The organism is Bradyrhizobium sp. HKCCYLRH3059, assembly GCF_051168035.1.
Classification (GTDB): domain Bacteria; phylum Pseudomonadota; class Alphaproteobacteria; order Rhizobiales; family Xanthobacteraceae; genus Bradyrhizobium.
The window spans coordinates 200,336-216,471 of sequence record NZ_JBNPUF010000010.1; the positions used below are offsets into that span (position 1 = coordinate 200,336).

Here is a 16,136-nt window from a genome sequence, read left to right on the forward strand (position 1 = left end):
GGGCGGCCTTTCGCATTCTTCAGTTCGCTGCGACCCGGGAGCATCAAGCGTAGTCGCTGCCACCGTCGTCGTCGCCATAGCCGTCATCGGCATCGAAGTCGGCCGCGTCGTTGTCATTGCCGCTGTCGTCATAGTTCGCCTGGTCGAACAGGCCGGCACGCCCGCCGTCGCCGCCCGAGCGGCCGATGTCGTCGAGACCGGCGTCGCGCGCCAGCGAGCCGCTGGACTGGTCGCCGCTCCACGGGCCGGCACCACCGCCGCGCTCCTCGATGATCGTGGTGTCACCGAACGCCTGATGCGACCCGCCGCCCATCATCGAGCGGATGCCGCCGAGCAGCAGCGAGCCGCCGACCATGCCCGCCGCAGCGGCCGCCGCCGTGCCGAGGAACGAGCCGCCTCCACCGCCGAACATGCCGCCACGCGGCTGGCCGAAGCCGCCCTGATCGTAAGGGCCGGGCTGACCGGGATAGCCGGGCTGGCCCTGGTAGCCCGGGGGCATCGCCTGACCGCTGTTCCAGACCGGTCGGCTCTGCGACGGCGGCGGCACGTTGGGGACCGAACCGCGGCTGCCCGAGCCGAAGATGCTGTCGCGCATCGAATCGAGGAAGCCGCCGGACTGGGCCTGCTGCGGGGCCTGGGCGTGCTGCAGCTCCTCGATGCGGGCATTGGCGCGCTTCAAGGCTTCGTCCTGCACCAGCACCGTCTGCACCAGCGCGTAGACGGCATTGGGAGCCCGCTGCAGCGCCTGGGCGATGGCGGCGGCGGCCTCCGGATCACGCGGTGCACTCTCCAACTTGGCAAGCCGGTCGAACAGATCGTCGATGAGTTGGCGTTCTTGCGGTGTCATGTCGTTCTCCTGCCGCTTGCCTTGTTCCGGCCAAGCGCGGCCAAGATTTAGGGGGACTTTGTGGCCCGGCCAGCCGGGGCGCGGATTAAATTTCCGTATGCGACACAGCGTCTCTCGGGCTTGCGCAGCGTTTTGGACCTCGATGTTGCCCGCACTACAGGAGGAACGCAGCCGGGCGGCCTTTTGTTCGTCGCAGACCCGCAAGATCCGTTCAGGCCAGCGTCATCCGCCGGCGGTCGAGCAGCGCTGGAAAATGCTCGCCGGCGAGATAGGCGTGCTCGTGCTCGCGCTGGACGGTCAAAGGATCGAGCTCGATCAGGACGTCGTCGACGAAGCCGGGGTGGCACATCACCAGCCCGTCCTCGGGCAGCTCGTCCAGGAAGCCGTCCATCAACGTGGCGAAATCCGAGGTCTTGCTGAAGTCGTAGGCGCCGGCGAAGGCAGGATTGAAGGCGATCTCGGCCCGCTTGGCATGACGGCGGAATTGTGCGCTCAGGACGTCCAGCAGCAGCGCCTTCGGTGCCGTCAGCCGCTGCATCAGCGGTACGTTCCGTCCCCCCTGGCGCACCCAGGCCGCCGGCGCGGCTTCCTTGACCGCGGCGAGGAAGCCCTCGCGCACCTGCGGATAGAGCTGGGCGTGCTGATGGCCGTCGACGAAATCCGGGGCGCGGCCGAACAGCTCGCCGAACGCCGCAAGCTGGACCAGCACCTCGGCGCGGATCAGCTCGGGATCGAGCCGGCGGGACATTCCGGCGCGCAGCAGCTTGGGAAAGGGCAGGAACATGCCGCCTTCCGACGGGCGGAAGTGCATGGTGAGGGGCCGGAATGGCGCGGTCAGCGTGACATGCAGGCCGATGGCGCAGCGCGGGCTGTCGGACGCGACCTTGGTCAGCTCCGTCACCTCGTCGCGTCCGATCGCGGCGCCCACAGTCATCACCGAGGTAGCGTTCAGCCGACCGCGCGCGATCAGGTCGCGGATGGCGCTGTTGACCCCGGGGCTGATGCCATAGTCATCGGCGCACAGCCAGATGCGCCGGTGCGGCGTCGCGTTCATTCGGCGGCGTTCCTCTCGGCGCCGTCGCTCCGCGCATCGAGCGCTGCACGCTTCTCGCTGTGCTCGGCGACGAAGTAGATCGGACGCGCTTTCAGCTCGGACAGGATCTTGCCGATATACTCGCCCATGATGCCGATCATGATCAGCTGCACGCCGCCGATCGTCATCAGGCCGACCATCAGCGAGGGATAGCCAGGCACCGATTTGCCGGTTGTGAAGGTCTCCCAGAGGATCGAGAGGCCGAACAGGAACGCGGCCGAGGCCAGCAGGATTCCGAGCAGACTGGCGAAGCGCAAGGGCGCGACCGAGAACGAGGTGAGACCTTCGATCGACAGGCCTAGCAGGCCGGTCAGGTTGAAGGTTGTGACGCCATGGGCGCGGGCCGCTGGCTCATAGTCGACGCGGATCTGACGGAAGCCGATCCAGCTCGCCAGGCCCTTGAAGAAGCGGTTGCGCTCGGGCAGCTGCCGTAGCGCGGCCACCGCGCGCGGCGAGAGCAGGCGGAAGTCGCCGGCATCCTCCGGAATCTTCTGCCGCGCCCCCCAGTTGATGAGCGCGTAGAAGCCGTGAACGGCGACCCGGCGCAGGAACGGCTCGTTGTCGCGATGCGCCTTGGCGGTATAGACGACGTCGTAGCCGTCCTTGATCCAGTGCGTGACGAGTTGCTCGACCAGGGCCGGCGGATGCTGGCCGTCGCCGTCCATGAACAGCACCGCGCCGCGCCGGGCATGATCGAGGCCGGCCATCAGCGCGGCCTCCTTGCCGAAATTGCGCGACAGCGACACGACCTGCACATCGAGCGCATCGGCCTGCAGGGTCCGGGCAATCGCGAGTGTGTTGTCGCGGCTGCCATCGTCGACATAAACGAGCTCACAGGCGAGACCGAAGCGCTGACGCAGGGTGCGTGCGAGATTGTTCAGCCGCTCGTGCAGCGCCGTCAGTCCCGCGCCCTCGTTATAGACGGGGATAACGATCGACAGTCCCTGCGACGCGGCGTCGGCCGCGGTCGTGGTCAGGTCGGACACGTCAGTTCCCAGCATCGCTCAGAGTCCTCGTTCTCCTACCAACATATGGTAGTCGCGCTCACCTGTCGCTACGATGAACGGCGATTTATGATCGCAGGAAGGCCTCGAGGCGGGCAAACAGCGGATTCTCGCGGTCGAGCACGTAGTCGAGCGAGGCGACCGAGACGGTCTCGGCACCATGCGCGCGCAGAAAGCTGCCGAGCGCGTAGATCTGCGCCGGCGGGCAGTGCAGGGTGAGCATGCCGGACGAGGTCGGGCCGCCGAACGGCGCCACGACGCCGAAACGGTTGTGCGCCTCGGTCAGCATTGCTGCGTCGCACCCTTTGAAGCGGGTGCGGACCTCGCGGTATTTGCTGGCGCGGGCGCGGGCATGGATGTGGTCGAGAATGATCCGGGCGCTCTCGCGCGGACCCTCCGACCAGTCGGCGTCGCGCGAGGCGACCAGGTTGGCCTGGCTGCGCAGGATCACGCCGTCGTCCAGCACCTTCAGCCCGTTGGCGGCGAGCGTCGAGCCGGTGCTGGTGATGTCGACGATCAGCTCGGCCGTGCCGACCGCGGGCGCGCCCTCGGTGGCGCCGGCGCTCTCGACGATGCGGTAATCGACGATGCCGTGGGCGGCGAAGAAGCTGCGCGTCAGGTTGATGTACTTGGTGGCGACGCGCATCCGGCGATTGTGCTGAGCGCGAAAACCGGTGGTGACGTCATCGAGATCGGCCATGGTCCGGACGTCGATCCAGGCCTGCGGCACCGCGACGACGACGTTGGCGCCGCCGAAGCCGAGCGTGTCGATCAGCAGCACGCGCTTGTCGGCATCGGTGATGCTCTCGCGCACGAGATCCTCGCCGGTGACGCCGAGATGCACGCTGCCGCGCGCCAGTTGCGAGGCGATCTCACTCGCAGAGAGATAGGCGATCTCGACATTGTCGAGACCTGCGATGGTGCCGCGATAGTCGCGCGCGCCGCCGGGCTTGGACAGGTTCAGCCCGGCGCGGCCGAAGAAGGCTTCGGCATTCTCCTGCAGACGTCCCTTGGAGGGAACGGCGAGGACGAGGGGGCCGCTCATGATGCTCTCCCGACCGGGGACTTGCCCACGGCGCTGCTCTGGGCCAGGCGCTCGATCCAGATCGAGAAGCCGACGGCCGGAATCGACTCGGCGGCGCCGAGCTGGCTCAGCAGGCCGTCATAACGGCCGCCGGCGACCAGCGGCTCGTCGCCATTGTCAGGATGATGCAGCTCGAACTCGAAACCGGTGTAGTAGTCGAGGCCGCGGCCGAACGACGTGGCGAAGCGCACCTTGGCGATGTCGATGCCACGCTGGGCCATGAAGCCCGCGCGGGCCTCCAGCGCGTCGATCGCGGCTGAGATGTCGAGCTTGGCATCGGCGGCGAGGGCGCGAAGCTGCTGGACGGCTTCGGTCGGGCTGCCGCTGATGGCCAGGAAGCGCTTGATGCGGTCCAGCGCGTCACGCGGCAGCGCCCCGCTCTTGAGGGTGGACTGCTCGAGGAAGCGGTCGGCGATCTCCGCCACCGTGCGGCCGCCGACGGCGGTTGCGCCGGCAATCGACATCAGGTCGGTGACCAAAGCGAGCGCCGCCTTGCGGTCGGAGCCGGCCAGAGCGGCGAGCACGCCCTCATACTCGTTGCGCGGCGCCACCGAGGCGATCGCCAGCCGCTCGAGGTCCTGCGCCAGGGTGCGCTTGCGGTTGAAGTCCTTGATCAGCCGCCGCCGCCAGACCGGATAGAGATCGAGGGCGTCGATCAAGGCCGTGAACAGCGCGACGTCGCCGGTACGGATATCCACCGCGGCAAGGCCGGCGGCGGCGGTCGCCTCGATCGCCAGCGCCAGCATCTCGGCATCGGCAGCGGGCCGGTCCTGGCGGCCGAACGATTCGATCCCGGCCTGCAGGAACTCGCTCGGGCGGCCCTCGCGGTAGCGAAATACTGGACCAAGGTAGCTGAAGCCGGCCGGCTGCCCGGCGCGGGCCGAGGCGAGGTAGTCACGGGCGACGGGAATGGTCAGGTCGGGGCGCAGGCACAGCTCTTCGCCAGCGGCGTCGCTGGTCAGATAGAGGCTCTTGCGGATGTCCTCCCCGGAGAGGTCGAGGAACGGCTCGGCCGGCTGCAGGATCGCCGGCTCGGCCCGCTCATAGCCGGCCTGGGCGAAGGATTGCAGCAGCGTGTCCGCCCACGCGGCGGGTCCGGTCGGAGCGGGTCCGGTCATGTCGATTCGAGTTCCAAAATGGCTTGGGCGCCCGCTGGAAGCGGCGGCTGCCCCTTAGCATGGCCGTTTGACGGTTTCGACTGGGAATGGCCGCGGCGCGCCACAATTGGTCGGATGCCTTAACCGCGGGCTCCGGCCCAGTCTCCGAGCGTCGCCTGAATTACGGCGAGGGCGGCAACGCCGGCCGTATCCGCGCGCAGGATGCGTGGGCCCAGGGGCAACCTGATCACATGCGGCTGGCGCAGCAGCAGCGTCCGTTCATCGTCGGCGAAACCGCCCTCCGGTCCGATCAGCAGGTCGATGCCGGCCGCATTCTGGCCGCCGCGCAGGGCCTGCAGCGGATCGGCCAGTTCGGCCGCCTCGTCGCAGAACACCAGCAGCCGCTCGGGTTGCCGCTGCGCGAGGAAGCGCTCCAGCGGCACCGGGTCCTTGACGTCGGCGAGGCTGAGGATGCCGCATTGTTCGGCGGCCTCGACCACGTTGGCGCGCATGCGCTCGCTATTCACGCGCGACACCTGGGTGCGACGGGTGATCACCGGCTCCAGCCGCGCGGCGCCCATCTCGACCGCCTTCTGCACCATGTAGTCCAGCCGCGCGTGCTTGAGCGGTGCGAAGACGTAGGCGATGTCCGGCAGCTGATCCTGCGGCCGGCTCTGCTGCTGGATCGTCAGGCCATCCGGCCGCTTGCGGCCCTCGATCACGGCCAGCCATTCGCCGTCGCGGCCGTTGAAGGCCAGCACGTGATCGCCGGCGCCAAGGCGCAGGACGTTGCCGAGATAATTTCCCTGGTTGCGGTCGAGCGCGACCGAGCCTCCCTCCTGCAGGGGCGCGTCGACGAACAGGCGCGGGGCGTTGAAGTCGTATGCGGGCATGGAGCGAAGCGGAGCCGATGATGGACGTTGCTTACCGGACCCACGCGCCAGCCGCAAAGCCGGAAGGGCCGTCACGTGGTGTTGTATCGGATATCGGCGATGGCGCCTTTCGGCCGTGCTGTCGACAGATTTTACCGTTTCGATCCCGCCGGTCGTCCCCCGGGACGGACATCCGACGATTCCGTAAGCCTCGATGCGGAGAACGGCCTTGATCTTGAGACATTCGACTTCGGCGCTTGCGATCTGGGCGCTGGTCGCGATCATCGCGGTGATGGTCGCCGCGCCGTCCCGGGCCGATGACAAGGCGGTCGCCGCGCCGCCGCAACGGGCGGCCCCCGCGGTTCCGGGCGGTGCCGGCGTGGCTGGCTTCCGCCCGCCCGAGACCTGCCTGAAGGAGTTTACCCCGCTGCGGGACGAGACCGCCCGCCGGGCCAAGCTGCTCAAGGCGGCGACCGAGCGGCGCTTTGCGCCCGGCGAGGCCTGTCAGCTGGTGCATGACTACGAGCTCGCCCAGACCAAGATGATCGACTACGCGGTCGCGCATGCCTCGCTATGTGGAATCCCCGCCAAGATCACCGATCAGCTGAAGGCGAATCACGAAAACACCCTGGCCGTGATGCGCAAGGTGTGCACGGCGACGTGAACCGTCCCGCCGGCCGCCGAATTGGCGACTCCGGCTTGGGCGAGGGCGCGGAGTGAACGGATTTTTGGGCTCCGACGTTCGGGAAGGGCCTCGTTTTGGGCCTTTGCGCCGGTTGGAACCCGGCTGCGTCTCTGCGCCGCGGATGTGATCAAATCCGCGGTTGTGCTGGACGGGCGAGAATCGTAAAAGCCCCGGATCGGATCGTGCTTTCATCCGGAAGTGTTGAGGATTCTTGGTCTTGCCGGAGAACCAGCCTTGATCGTCCGCCAGTCTTTCATGCCGCTCGCCATTGCAGCGCTGGTGCTCTCCACAGGGCAGGTCTTCGCGCAGAGCTCGTTTCCCGCGCCGATGCCTGGCCAGGCCCAGACCAGCAATTCGCCGTTTCCACCCATCAACGGTGCGGCGCCGACCCGGGCTGCAGCCCCGGCAAGTCCGTTCCCCAGTCCAGGCGCCTCGGCGTTCGGCGGCGGTGGCGGTGGCGGCTTCCAGCCGGCCCCGATGGGAGCCGCGCCGCAGGGTGGCCCGCCGGAGAGCTGCATGAAGGAGTTCATGCCGCTGCGCGAGGAAGCCGAGCGTCGCGGCAAGCTGATCAAGGCCGCGAGCGACCGCAAGGCCTCGCCTGACGAGGCCTGCAAGCTGATCGCCAATTTCGGCAAGGCCGAAGTGAAGATGATCAAATATGTCGAGGCGCATGCGGCGAGCTGCGGCATCCCCCAGCAGATCTCCGATCAGCTGAAGGCCGGTCACAAGAACACCGACGCGCTGGAAAAGAAGGTCTGTGCCGTGGCGGCGCAGATGCAGTCGGGGGCCGGAAGGCCCGCGGCTCCGAGCCTGAGCGACGTGCTGGGCTCGTCGGCTGCGCTGCCTGAGGCCAACACGACGAAGAAGGGCGGTTCCGCCTTCGACACCATGACTGGCAACGTTCTCACCCGATGAGCACGACCGCCGTCCGCGTTGCTGACGCGACCGGCAACTGGGTCGACACGCTGGCGCCGGTGTGGAGCCGGCCTTACCTGCGGCTCGCCCGCTTCGATCGCCCGATCGGATCCTGGCTGCTGCTGATGCCGTGCTGGTGGTCGGCCGCTCTGGCGGCCGGGATCGGCGGGGACCTGTCCATGCTGCCGGCGTGGATCGGGCTCTATTTCGTCGGCGCGTTCGTCATGCGTGGCGCCGGCTGCACCTGGAACGACATCACCGACCGCGATCTCGACGCCAAGGTGGAGCGCACCCGTTCGCGACCGATTCCGGCCGGACAGGTCGGCGTGAAGCAGGCGCTCGCCTTCCTGGTGGCGCAGGCCCTGATCGGCTTGGTGGTGCTGCTACAGTTCAACCGGTTCGCGATCGCCACCGGCATCGCCTCGTTGCTGATCGTCGCGATCTATCCGTTCATGAAGCGTGTCACCTGGTGGCCGCAGGTCGTGCTGGGTCTCGCCTTCTCGTGGGGCGCGCTGATGGGATTTGCGGTTGCGTTCGGCCGCATCGATGCAACCGCGCTGCTGCTCTACGCCGGGTCGATCTCGTGGGTGATCGCCTATGACACGATCTACGCGCATCAGGACGCCGAGGATGACGCGCTGATCGGCATCAAGTCGACCGCGCGCCTGTTTGCCGAGCGCACCCATCTGGCGCTGGTCGTCTTCTACAGTTTGGCCGTGATGCTGATAGGGGCCGCCTTCGCGACCGCCCATGTGCATGTCGCGGCGTGGCTCGGGCTCGCGGGTTTTGCCGCGCATCTCGGCTGGCAGATCTGGCGTCTGGATATCGCCGATCCGGCGCTGTGCCTGCGGGTGTTCAAGTCGAACCGCGATGCTGGGCTGCTGCTGTTCGCAGCGCTGCTGGTCGATGCCGTGCTGCGCGCAACCTGATCAGTTGCGCGCGATGATCTCGCGCTCGCCGCGATGGACCGAGGCCGGATTGAGCTGGTAGCCGACACGGCGGCGCATCAGGAAGCGCGGGCGGCGCGAGCGGATCGCGTTGCGGCGGCGGCGGCGCGGCGTCGCCTCGCGGCGCGCGTCCTGCAACTGCGGCAGCGCGAACGTCTCGCTCCACATCGCCCACGCAGCAACGATCTCGTTCTGGTCGTCGCTGACGCAGAGCGGGATGGTCAGGGAGGGGTCGCGGTGGACGAGCACCAGCATCACCTGCGTGGCGTCGATTTCGCGCACGCCGATGCCGAGGAAGTCGCTGACGCGGAGGTTCAGGGCCATGCGCATGCCGCTGACGGCACGCCGCAGGACCACGCGCTCCCGGTGCAATTCGATCTGCCGGATCCCGCCATCGGCACGGGTATCGTGCGCGCTGTACGAGACGGGTAGGGAAAGAGGGTCGAGCCGCAGGACGCGGCCCGACCCAGCGGAATTGCTTCCGCCTGTTGCTGTTTGACGCCTCACGGCTTGGTCTCCCCGCCGGGATTATGCTCCCGGTCGATGCGTGTGACCTTGCCACGCGGATCGCCCGTATCGGCTTAACAAGCCTGGTTAATCAGATCTCACGCATGATCCTCTCACCGTCATGATTGACAAGCGCTTGCCCCGCATGATTGACGAGACCTTGCCGATTTGCCGACAATCCGATGTGCCGTCTGCCGTCCTGCTTGAAGTCGGCGTGAACAGGCCACATTTCGTTTGGATTGAGCCGTCTTCGCCGCCCACCTGACATCGATCGGATCGTGTTCGTGACCTCTTCCCCAGCCTCATCGTCGACATCAGCCCAATCAGATCTGCTCGACCAGTCCGCCCTGCGAACGCTCGCCGAGCGGCTGGTGGAAGCCGCGAGGAAGGCCGGCGCCGATGCCGCCGATGCCATCGCGGTGCGCGGCATCTCGCAAGGCGTCGAGGTCCGTGACGGGCGAGTCGAGGAATCCGAGCGCTCGGAAGGCGACGATGTCGGCCTGCGCGTTCTCGTCGGCAAGCGCCAGGCCGTGGTGTCGACCAACGACGTCAGCGGCGACGGTGTGGCGCGGCTGGCCGAGCGGGCCGTGGCGATGGCGCGGGTGGCGCCTGACGACCAATATGTCGGCCTCGCCGATCCGGCGCTGCTGGCGCGCGATATTCCCGAGCTCGACCTGCTCGATCCGCAGATTCCCTCGACCGCAGAGCTGGAGCGCCGTGCCCAGGAGGCGGAGGCCGCCGCGCTCGGCGTGAAGGGCGTGACGAAGTCCGGTGGTGCGTCGGCCTCGACCGGCATCGGCGGCATGGTGCTGGTCACGAGCGACGGTTTTCACGGCGCCTATCTGCGTTCGAGCCAGAGCATCTCGACGACCGCCATTTCCGGCGAAGGCACCGGGATGGAGCGCGACTACGACTACACGGCGGCTCCGCACGGCGCCGACCTGCTGGCGCCCGCGGCCGTCGGGCGCAGCGCTGGCGAACGCGCGGTGGCGCGCGCCAATCCGCGCAAGGTTGCGACGTGCCAGGTGCCGGTGGTGTTCGATCCCCGCGTGTCCGGCTCGCTGGTCGGACATCTGGTCGGCGCCATCAACGGCGCCTCGATCGCGCGCAAGACCAGCTTCCTCAAGGACAAGCTCGGCGCGCAGCTCTTCGCCAAGGGCATCCGCATCATCGATGATCCGCTGCGCAAGCGCGGACTGCGGTCGCAACCGTTCGACGCCGAGGGCGTGAAGGTGAAGCAGACCGCGCTGGTCGACGACGGCGTGCTGACGACGTGGCTGCTGGACTCGGGCACCGCGCGCGAGCTCGGCATGGTGACGACCGGCCACGCCCATCGCGGCGTGTCGTCGTCGCCTTCGCCCGGTCCGTTCAATCTGCATCTCGAAGCCGGCGTCGTGACAGCCAAGGAGCTGATCTCGGACATCAAGCAGGGCTTCTACGTCACCGACCTGATCGGCTCGGGCGTCAACGGCGTCACCGGGGACTACAGCCGCGGCGCGTCCGGCTTCTGGATCGAGAATGGCGAGATCGGCTATGCCGTGAGCGAGGTGACGATCGCCGGGCATCTGTTCGAGATATTCAAGTCGATGACGCCCGCCAGCGATCTGGAATTCCGCTATGGCGTCAATGCGCCGACGGTGCGCATCGAAGGATTGACGCTTGGCGGACGATGAGATCGAGAAACCGAACGAGACCAGCCTCGCGGCAGACGCCAGGCTCCTGAAGGAGGCGGTCCGCGAAGCCGGCGAGCTCGCACGTTCGATGTTCGGAACGGAGCTGCGCAAATGGACCAAGGGGGCGTCGTCGCCCGTCTCCGAAGCCGACATGGCGGTCAATGCACTGCTCGAACGCAGGCTGCGATCCGCAACGCCGGATTACGGCTGGCTGTCCGAGGAAAGCGCGGATGATCGGGAAAGACTCGGCCGGTCACGGGTCTGGATCGTCGATCCGATCGACGGCACGCGGTCCTATCTCGGCGGCCGCAACGATTGGTGCGTGAGCGTTGCGCTGGTCGAGCACGGTGCGCCGATACTCGCCGCCGTGCATGTCCCGGTCAGCGAGGAGTTCTTCTTCGCCGCCCGCGGTAGCGGCACCACGTTGAACGAACAGCCGGTTCGGGTGGCGCCCGGACGAGAGCTCGAATTCTCGCGCGTGGCCGGTCCAAAACCGTTGGTTGAGCGGCTGGCTCCGGATTCTGCGCGGATTGAACTCCATCCGCGAATCGGATCATTGGCGCTGCGCCTTTGCCGTGTCGCGCATGGCGGGCTCGATGCCGCTTTTGCAGGCGGGCAAAGCCGCGATTGGGATCTTGCGGCGGCTCATTTGATCGTGCAGGAAGCGGGGGGTAAAATGACCGCGTTGTCCGGCGAGGCGATCCTCTATAATCGTCCGGAGGTGGTGCACGGGGTGCTGGTGGCAGCGGGCCGCGACCGACATGCCGACATCGTCGCGCAGTATCGCAGGTTACCGCCGGACTGATCGCCCTGGATCGCCCCCTCCACGTCGCCTGCAAGGCGTTGACTAGGAAACGATACCGATGACAGATAGCGCCTCGCAGCAGCTCCTTCACCTCGTGATCGGCGGCGAGCTCATCAATCTCGACAAGAACGAATTCAAGGATCTCGACAAGGTCGATATCGTCGGCGTCTATCCGAACTACGCGGCGGCCCACGCCGCCTGGCGAGCCAAGGCGCAGATGACGGTCGACAACGCCCACATGCGCTATTTCATCGTTCACCTGCACCGGCTGCTCGATCCCGGTCAGGATGCGAAGTAAGACGCAAAGCTCGCGACTTGAAACATCTGATCCGTAATACGCTGCGTAGCGGCTGGTTCCAGCGTGCCGTCGGGTTCCTCGCGGCCGAGTACCTGCGGTTGGTGTGGCTGACCAACCGCTTCACCTATGAGCCGCCGGAGGTCTACGACATCGTCGAGCCGCAGATGCCGGCGATCTTCGCGTTCTGGCACGGCCAGCATCTGCTGACCCCCTTCATCAAGAACAAGCCGAGCTATCGCGCCAAGGTGCTGATCTCCCGGCATCGCGACGGCGAGTTCAACGCGATCGCCGCCGAGCGGCTCGGCATCGGAACCATCCGCGGCTCCGGCGATCATGGCTCCTCCTTCCACCGGAAAGGCGGGGTGGGGGCGTTCAAGGAGATGGTGCGGGCGCTCGAAGACAACTATAATGTTGCATCGACCGCCGATGTGCCGAAGCGGGCGCGGATTGCGGGTCTCGGCATCATCATGCTCGCGCGCGAATCAGGACGTCCGATCATGCCGTTCGCAATGGTCACGAGCCGCTTCATCCGCCTGAAGAACTGGGACAGCACCACCATCAATTTGCCATTCGGCCGCGGCGCATTGGTGGGAATCAAGGAAATCAACGTGCCGCGCGATGCCGACGCCGCGATGATGGAAGAGGCACGTCTCGACCTCGAGGCGACGCTGAACGAATGCATGCGCCGCGCCTATGAGATCGTCGGCCGTCCCGAGGCCTGTCCTCCGCCGGTCGCGTCGGGAGCATCGAGTGCCTAGCCCGCTGCCGATGGCCCTGCGTGTCTACCGCGGGTTGTCCTCGGCGGCGGTGCCGCTTGCGCCGGCACTGATCAGACAGCGGCTCAAGCACGGCAAGGAGGATCCCGAGCGGACCGACGAGCGGCGCGGCCTGAGCCATGACACGCGCCCGCTGGGTCCGCTGGTCTGGATTCACGGTGCCAGCGTCGGCGAGGTGCTGGCGGCGGCGGCGCTGATCGAGCGGCTGCGTGAGCTCAACATCCGCATCCTCATCACGTCCGGCACCGTGACGTCGGCCGCCATCGTGGCCAAGCGCTTCCCGCCCGACGTGATCCACCAATACGTGCCCTATGACACGCCGCGCTTCGTGGAGCGGTTTCTCGATCATTGGCGTCCCTCGCTCGGGCTGTTCATCGAGTCGGACCTCTGGCCGAATCTCATCCTCGCCGGCGCCTCGCGGCGGGTGCCGATGGTGGTGATCAACGGCCGCATGTCGCCGCGCTCGTTCCCGCGCTGGCGCCGCATGTCCGGCACCATCTCCGCCTTGCTCGGACGCTTTGATCTCTTCCTGACGCAGTCGCAGGCGGATGCCGACCGGTTCGCCGCGCTCGGCGCGCGCAACGTCATCACCACCGGCAATCTCAAGCTCGACGTGCCGGCGCCGCCCGCCGATCCGGCGAAGCTCGATCGGCTCACGGCGATGACGCGCGGCCGTCCGGTCGTCGTCGCCGCCTCCACGCATCCCGGCGAGGACGAGATCCTGATTGCGGCCCACAGGGCCTTGTCGGTGTCCTATCCGTCGCTGCTCACCGTGATCGTGCCGCGCCATCCGCATCGTGGCCCGGCGGTCGCCGAGCTCGTCGCAAGTGCCGGCCTGCGGGGCGCCTTGCGGTCGCGGGAGGACCAGCCGCTCGCCGGCACCGACATCTACGTCGCCGACACGATGGGTGAGCTCGGCCTGTTCTACCGGCTGGCGCCGGTCGTGTTCATGGGCGGCTCGCTGGTCGAGCATGGCGGCCAGAATCCGATCGAGGCCGTCAAGCTGGGTGCGGCCATCGTGCACGGGCCGCACGTGTTCAACTTCACCGACGTCTATGAGTCGCTGGACAAAGCCGGGGGAGCCAGGCTCGCCCACGATCAGGAGGCGCTGATCCGCCAACTCCGGCAACTGCTCGCTGATCCCGCAGCCGGCAACAGCCTGGTTGCGGCAGGAACGCGGGTGGTCGATCAGCTCGGTGGCGCGCTGGAGCGGACGCTGTCAGCGCTCGAGCCGTATCTGTTGCAGGTCAGGCTCGAGATGGGGGCCGCCGGCGATGCGTGAGCCGGCCTTCTGGCATCGGCCGGCCTCCTGGCAATCGCGTCTGCTGTCTCCGCTCTCGACACTCTACGGCGCCGTTGCCGCACGTCGGATGGCGCAAGGCGGCGTCGATGCCGGCCTGCCGGTGATCTGCGTCGGTAATTTCCACGTCGGCGGAGCCGGCAAGACGCCGACCGTGCTGGCGCTGACGGATATTCTGCGTGACCTCGGCGAGCGGCCGGTGGTGCTGAGCCGTGGCTATGGCGGCCGGCTGGGCGGTCCCGTCGTCGTCGATCCTGCGGTCCATGAGGCTGCCGATGTCGGCGACGAGCCGCTGATGATGGCCGCGCGGGTGCCGGTCGTCGTGGCGCGCAATCGCGCCGACGGCATCGGTCTCGTCAAGGCGCAAGGCGCCACCGTCATCCTGATGGACGATGGCTTCCAGAATCCGTCGATTACGAAGGATCTCGCGCTGATCGTGATCGACGGCGCGCGCGGCCTCGGCAATGCCGAGGTGTTTCCCGCCGGACCGTTGCGCGCGCCGCTGCCGCCGCAACTGGCGCGCACCGACGCATTGGTCGTGATCGGCAGCGGCGGAGCCAGCGAGGCGGTCGCCTCACATGTGTTGGCGGCCGGCAAGCCGGTGTTTTCAGCCGCGTTGCGGCCAGATCCGCAGATCGTTGCGGCGCTGCGGGGCAGGCCGTTGCTGGCGTTTGCCGGGATCGGCGACCCCGCCCGCTTCTTCCGCACCCTTCGCGGCGCTGGTCTCGACGTCAGGCGCGAGCGTGCCTTTCCGGACCACCACCCGTTCACGGCGGGCGACGTCGTGGCCCTCGCCAACGAAGCCAGGCGTGATGGATTTGCCCTGGTGACCACGGAAAAAGATCTCGTGCGGTTCCGCGGCCACGAGGCCGCGCCCGATGTCATGGCATTCCCGGTCACACTGCAGTTCGACGATCTCGCCGCGTTGCGCGCGCTGGTTGTGCAACGGCTGTCAGCGAAGCGCAAAGATCAGCCGTTGGCCTTCAATGCGCCAGGATAATGCCGCTGCAGCACGGCGCTCGGCAGGGCGTAGGCTTCCTGCAGATCGACACTCCAATACTTCAGCTCGTCCAGCGGAATCCGCACATCGGTGACCGCGCAGCGCACATAGCTTCCCGGTGAGATCACCCGGAAATCGCCATCCAGATACTGCACCTGCGCCTCGCCCTGGCCCGAGGGACCAAACTTGTTGAGCACGTCCGCGATCTCCAATTCCTTGACGTGAAGTCCCCCTACGCGGGCGCCGCGCGCACACGACAGGCCGAATTTCGATGATTTCCTAGCATAGATGGGGGACGCTGTCCCCCCGCGCAAACCCACTGATTTGTGATGCTTCTGCTCGAAACTCCGTGCTAGCTAGATTGCGATATCCGCCGCTTGTCCCGCCCGGCTGGTTTGATGCGCTCCCTCGTCGCCATCGTCGTCTCACTGCTCTGCGCCACGGCGTTTCCAGCCTTGGCAGAGCCGTTGCCAGCGCCCGTCGCGGTCGAGATCCCCTCGGGAAGCTATGTGCTGCACGCCCAGCTCTACCGGCCGAAGGGGGCCGGCCCATTTCCGGTCGTCGTCGCGCTCCACGGCTGCGGCGGGCTTTCCGGCCGCTCGGAGCCGGTGCTGCCGCGCTATCGCGACTGGGCCGAGGAACTCGTCAGGGACGGCAAGGCCGTCCTGCTGCCGGACAGCTACGGCTCGCGCGGGTTGGGCCCGCAATGCCGCGTCAAGGAGCGTCGTATCAGCGGCCGGCGCGAGCGTGTCGCCGACATCGTGATCGCGCAGAAATGGTTGGCCGAGCAAGCCTGGGCGATGCCCGACCGGGTCAGCCTGGTCGGCTGGGCGGCCGGCGCGAGCGCGCTGTTGTGGGCGGTGCGCCCGCAATTGCCCGAGCATGTCTCGCCGGATTTTCGCTCGGCGGTGGCGTTCTATCCGGATTGCCGCGCCTCGTCCGGCCTCGGCTGGAGCACGCGCGTTCCGACATTGGTGCTGATCGGCGGCCTGGACGACGTCTATTCGCCGCCCGCGTGCCGGCAGATGATCGATGGCGCGCGCGGCCGCAGCGCGCTGACCCGCATCGTCATCTATCCCGGCGCCTATCACGATTTCGATCGTGTGAACCTGCCGCTGCATCAGGTCGCGGGATCCGACGCCGGGGCGCCCGAGCGCGGCCATGTCGGCTCGGATCCCGAGGCGCGCGCCGATGCGCAGAAGCTCGTGGCCGATTGGCTGGCGCGCTGAAGGC

At 67.5% G+C, this 16,136-nt stretch carries 18 protein-coding genes; 10 read left to right on the forward strand and 8 right to left on the reverse strand.

Features of this window, described 5'->3' with window-relative positions; genetic code table 11:
- Positions 1–43: 43 nt before the first annotated feature.
- The 6 genes from ACQR13_RS27850 to ACQR13_RS27875 all read right to left on the reverse strand — a co-directional run bounded on the left by ACQR13_RS27850 (position 44) and on the right by ACQR13_RS27875 (position 6,018).
- Positions 44–847 carry a DUF2076 domain-containing protein gene (locus tag ACQR13_RS27850; RefSeq protein ID WP_315716671.1) on the reverse strand — a complete coding sequence of 268 codons (804 nt, stop codon included), beginning with the start codon at positions 845–847 and terminating at the stop codon, positions 44–46.
- A gap of 211 nt (positions 848–1,058) precedes the next feature.
- A complete protein-coding gene (locus tag ACQR13_RS27855; RefSeq protein WP_316201668.1) occupies positions 1,059–1,901 on the reverse strand; it encodes a ChbG/HpnK family deacetylase in 843 nt (280 codons plus the stop codon).
- Positions 1,898–2,941, reverse strand: coding sequence for a glycosyltransferase family 2 protein (locus tag ACQR13_RS27860; protein WP_315716673.1), 1,044 nt, complete (start codon positions 2,939–2,941; stop codon positions 1,898–1,900). Before ACQR13_RS27860 ends, ACQR13_RS27855 begins: the two co-directional genes overlap by 4 nt.
- Before the next feature lie 70 nt (positions 2,942–3,011).
- On the reverse strand, positions 3,012–3,989 hold the full coding sequence (gene hisG / locus ACQR13_RS27865; RefSeq protein ID WP_316184194.1) for an ATP phosphoribosyltransferase: 978 nt from the start codon (positions 3,987–3,989) through the stop codon (positions 3,012–3,014).
- The gene (locus ACQR13_RS27870; RefSeq protein ID WP_315716675.1) at positions 3,986–5,146 is read right to left on the reverse strand and encodes an ATP phosphoribosyltransferase regulatory subunit; all 1,161 of its coding nucleotides are present in this window, start codon (positions 5,144–5,146) and stop codon (positions 3,986–3,988) included. Before ACQR13_RS27870 ends, hisG begins: the two co-directional genes overlap by 4 nt.
- A 119-nt stretch (positions 5,147–5,265) precedes the next feature.
- On the reverse strand, positions 5,266–6,018 hold the full coding sequence (locus ACQR13_RS27875; protein WP_315753460.1) for a 16S rRNA (uracil(1498)-N(3))-methyltransferase: 753 nt from the start codon (positions 6,016–6,018) through the stop codon (positions 5,266–5,268).
- 208 nt (positions 6,019–6,226) lie between these two features.
- On the opposite strand from ACQR13_RS27875, the gene ACQR13_RS27880 reads away from it, so the two are divergent.
- The 3 genes from ACQR13_RS27880 (at position 6,227) to ubiA (ending at position 8,526) form a co-directional block, all read left to right on the forward strand.
- Entirely contained in the window at positions 6,227–6,661 is a 435-nt protein-coding gene (locus ACQR13_RS27880; protein WP_315716677.1) for a hypothetical protein, read from the forward strand.
- Between the two features lie 258 nt (positions 6,662–6,919).
- The gene (locus ACQR13_RS27885; RefSeq protein WP_409998679.1) at positions 6,920–7,597 is read left to right on the forward strand and encodes a hypothetical protein; all 678 of its coding nucleotides are present in this window, start codon (positions 6,920–6,922) and stop codon (positions 7,595–7,597) included.
- Positions 7,594–8,526 carry a 4-hydroxybenzoate octaprenyltransferase gene (gene ubiA, locus ACQR13_RS27890; protein WP_315753422.1) on the forward strand — a complete coding sequence of 311 codons (933 nt, stop codon included), beginning with the start codon at positions 7,594–7,596 and terminating at the stop codon, positions 8,524–8,526. Before ACQR13_RS27885 ends, ubiA begins: the two co-directional genes overlap by 4 nt.
- Here ubiA and ACQR13_RS27895 read toward each other — a convergent pair whose 3' ends face one another.
- Positions 8,527–9,051 (reverse strand): DUF6101 family protein, encoded by a 525-nt coding sequence (locus ACQR13_RS27895; protein WP_315753424.1) that lies wholly within the window; start codon positions 9,049–9,051, stop codon positions 8,527–8,529.
- A gap of 284 nt (positions 9,052–9,335) precedes the next feature.
- Between ACQR13_RS27895 and ACQR13_RS27900 the strand changes: the two genes are divergently transcribed.
- Genes ACQR13_RS27900 through lpxK form a run of 6 tightly spaced genes read left to right on the forward strand, consistent with a single transcriptional unit; the run spans position 9,336 to position 14,903 of the window.
- On the forward strand, positions 9,336–10,724 hold the full coding sequence (locus ACQR13_RS27900; protein ID WP_409998678.1) for a TldD/PmbA family protein: 1,389 nt from the start codon (positions 9,336–9,338) through the stop codon (positions 10,722–10,724).
- A 1-nt stretch (position 10,725) separates the two neighbouring features.
- Complete coding sequence (locus tag ACQR13_RS27905; protein ID WP_315753464.1) at positions 10,726–11,529, forward strand: 3'(2'),5'-bisphosphate nucleotidase CysQ; 804 nt, start codon at positions 10,726–10,728, stop codon at positions 11,527–11,529.
- 58 nt (positions 11,530–11,587) lie between these two features.
- The gene (locus tag ACQR13_RS27910; RefSeq protein WP_009031572.1) at positions 11,588–11,827 is read left to right on the forward strand and encodes a DUF4170 domain-containing protein; all 240 of its coding nucleotides are present in this window, start codon (positions 11,588–11,590) and stop codon (positions 11,825–11,827) included.
- A 17-nt stretch (positions 11,828–11,844) separates the two neighbouring features.
- Entirely contained in the window at positions 11,845–12,585 is a 741-nt protein-coding gene (locus ACQR13_RS27915) for a lysophospholipid acyltransferase family protein (RefSeq protein WP_315716682.1), read from the forward strand.
- A complete protein-coding gene (locus ACQR13_RS27920; protein WP_316168031.1) occupies positions 12,578–13,885 on the forward strand; it encodes a 3-deoxy-D-manno-octulosonic acid transferase in 1,308 nt (435 codons plus the stop codon). The genes ACQR13_RS27915 and ACQR13_RS27920 overlap by 8 nt, the downstream gene beginning before the upstream one ends.
- Entirely contained in the window at positions 13,878–14,903 is a 1,026-nt protein-coding gene (gene lpxK, locus ACQR13_RS27925; RefSeq protein ID WP_315716684.1) for a tetraacyldisaccharide 4'-kinase, read from the forward strand. Before ACQR13_RS27920 ends, lpxK begins: the two co-directional genes overlap by 8 nt.
- On the opposite strand, the gene ACQR13_RS27930 is transcribed toward lpxK, so the two are convergent.
- Positions 14,873–15,100, reverse strand: a complete 228-nt coding sequence (locus ACQR13_RS27930) for a DUF2093 domain-containing protein (RefSeq protein WP_315716685.1) — start codon at positions 15,098–15,100, stop codon at positions 14,873–14,875. The genes lpxK and ACQR13_RS27930 overlap by 31 nt on opposite strands.
- A gap of 201 nt (positions 15,101–15,301) precedes the next feature.
- Here ACQR13_RS27930 and ACQR13_RS27935 point away from each other — a divergent pair, with 201 nt between their 5' ends.
- Positions 15,302–16,132 carry a dienelactone hydrolase family protein gene (locus ACQR13_RS27935; protein WP_315716686.1) on the forward strand — a complete coding sequence of 277 codons (831 nt, stop codon included), beginning with the start codon at positions 15,302–15,304 and terminating at the stop codon, positions 16,130–16,132.
- The last annotated feature ends 4 nt before the right edge of the window (positions 16,133–16,136 follow it).

Bases quoted from the DNA above. Each gene is read 5' to 3' on its own strand.
- ACQR13_RS27850 (WP_315716671.1), bottom strand. From the start codon at position 847: ATGACACCGCAAGAACGCCAACTCATCGACGATCTGTTCGACCGGCTT.
- ACQR13_RS27855 (WP_316201668.1), bottom strand. From the start codon at position 1,901: ATGAACGCGACGCCGCACCGGCGCATCTGGCTGTGCGCCGATGACTAT.
- ACQR13_RS27860 (WP_315716673.1), bottom strand. From the start codon at position 2,941: ATGCTGGGAACTGACGTGTCCGACCTGACCACGACCGCGGCCGACGCC.
- hisG (WP_316184194.1), bottom strand. From the start codon at position 3,989: ATGAGCGGCCCCCTCGTCCTCGCCGTTCCCTCCAAGGGACGTCTGCAG.
- ACQR13_RS27870 (WP_315716675.1), bottom strand. From the start codon at position 5,146: ATGACCGGACCCGCTCCGACCGGACCCGCCGCGTGGGCGGACACGCTG.
- ACQR13_RS27875 (WP_315753460.1), bottom strand. From the start codon at position 6,018: ATGCCCGCATACGACTTCAACGCCCCGCGCCTGTTCGTCGACGCGCCC.
- ubiA (WP_315753422.1), top strand. From the start codon at position 7,594: ATGAGCACGACCGCCGTCCGCGTTGCTGACGCGACCGGCAACTGGGTC.
- ACQR13_RS27910 (WP_009031572.1), top strand. From the start codon at position 11,588: ATGACAGATAGCGCCTCGCAGCAGCTCCTTCACCTCGTGATCGGCGGC.
- lpxK (WP_315716684.1), top strand. From the start codon at position 13,878: ATGCGTGAGCCGGCCTTCTGGCATCGGCCGGCCTCCTGGCAATCGCGT.
- ACQR13_RS27935 (WP_315716686.1), top strand. From the start codon at position 15,302: ATGCGCTCCCTCGTCGCCATCGTCGTCTCACTGCTCTGCGCCACGGCG.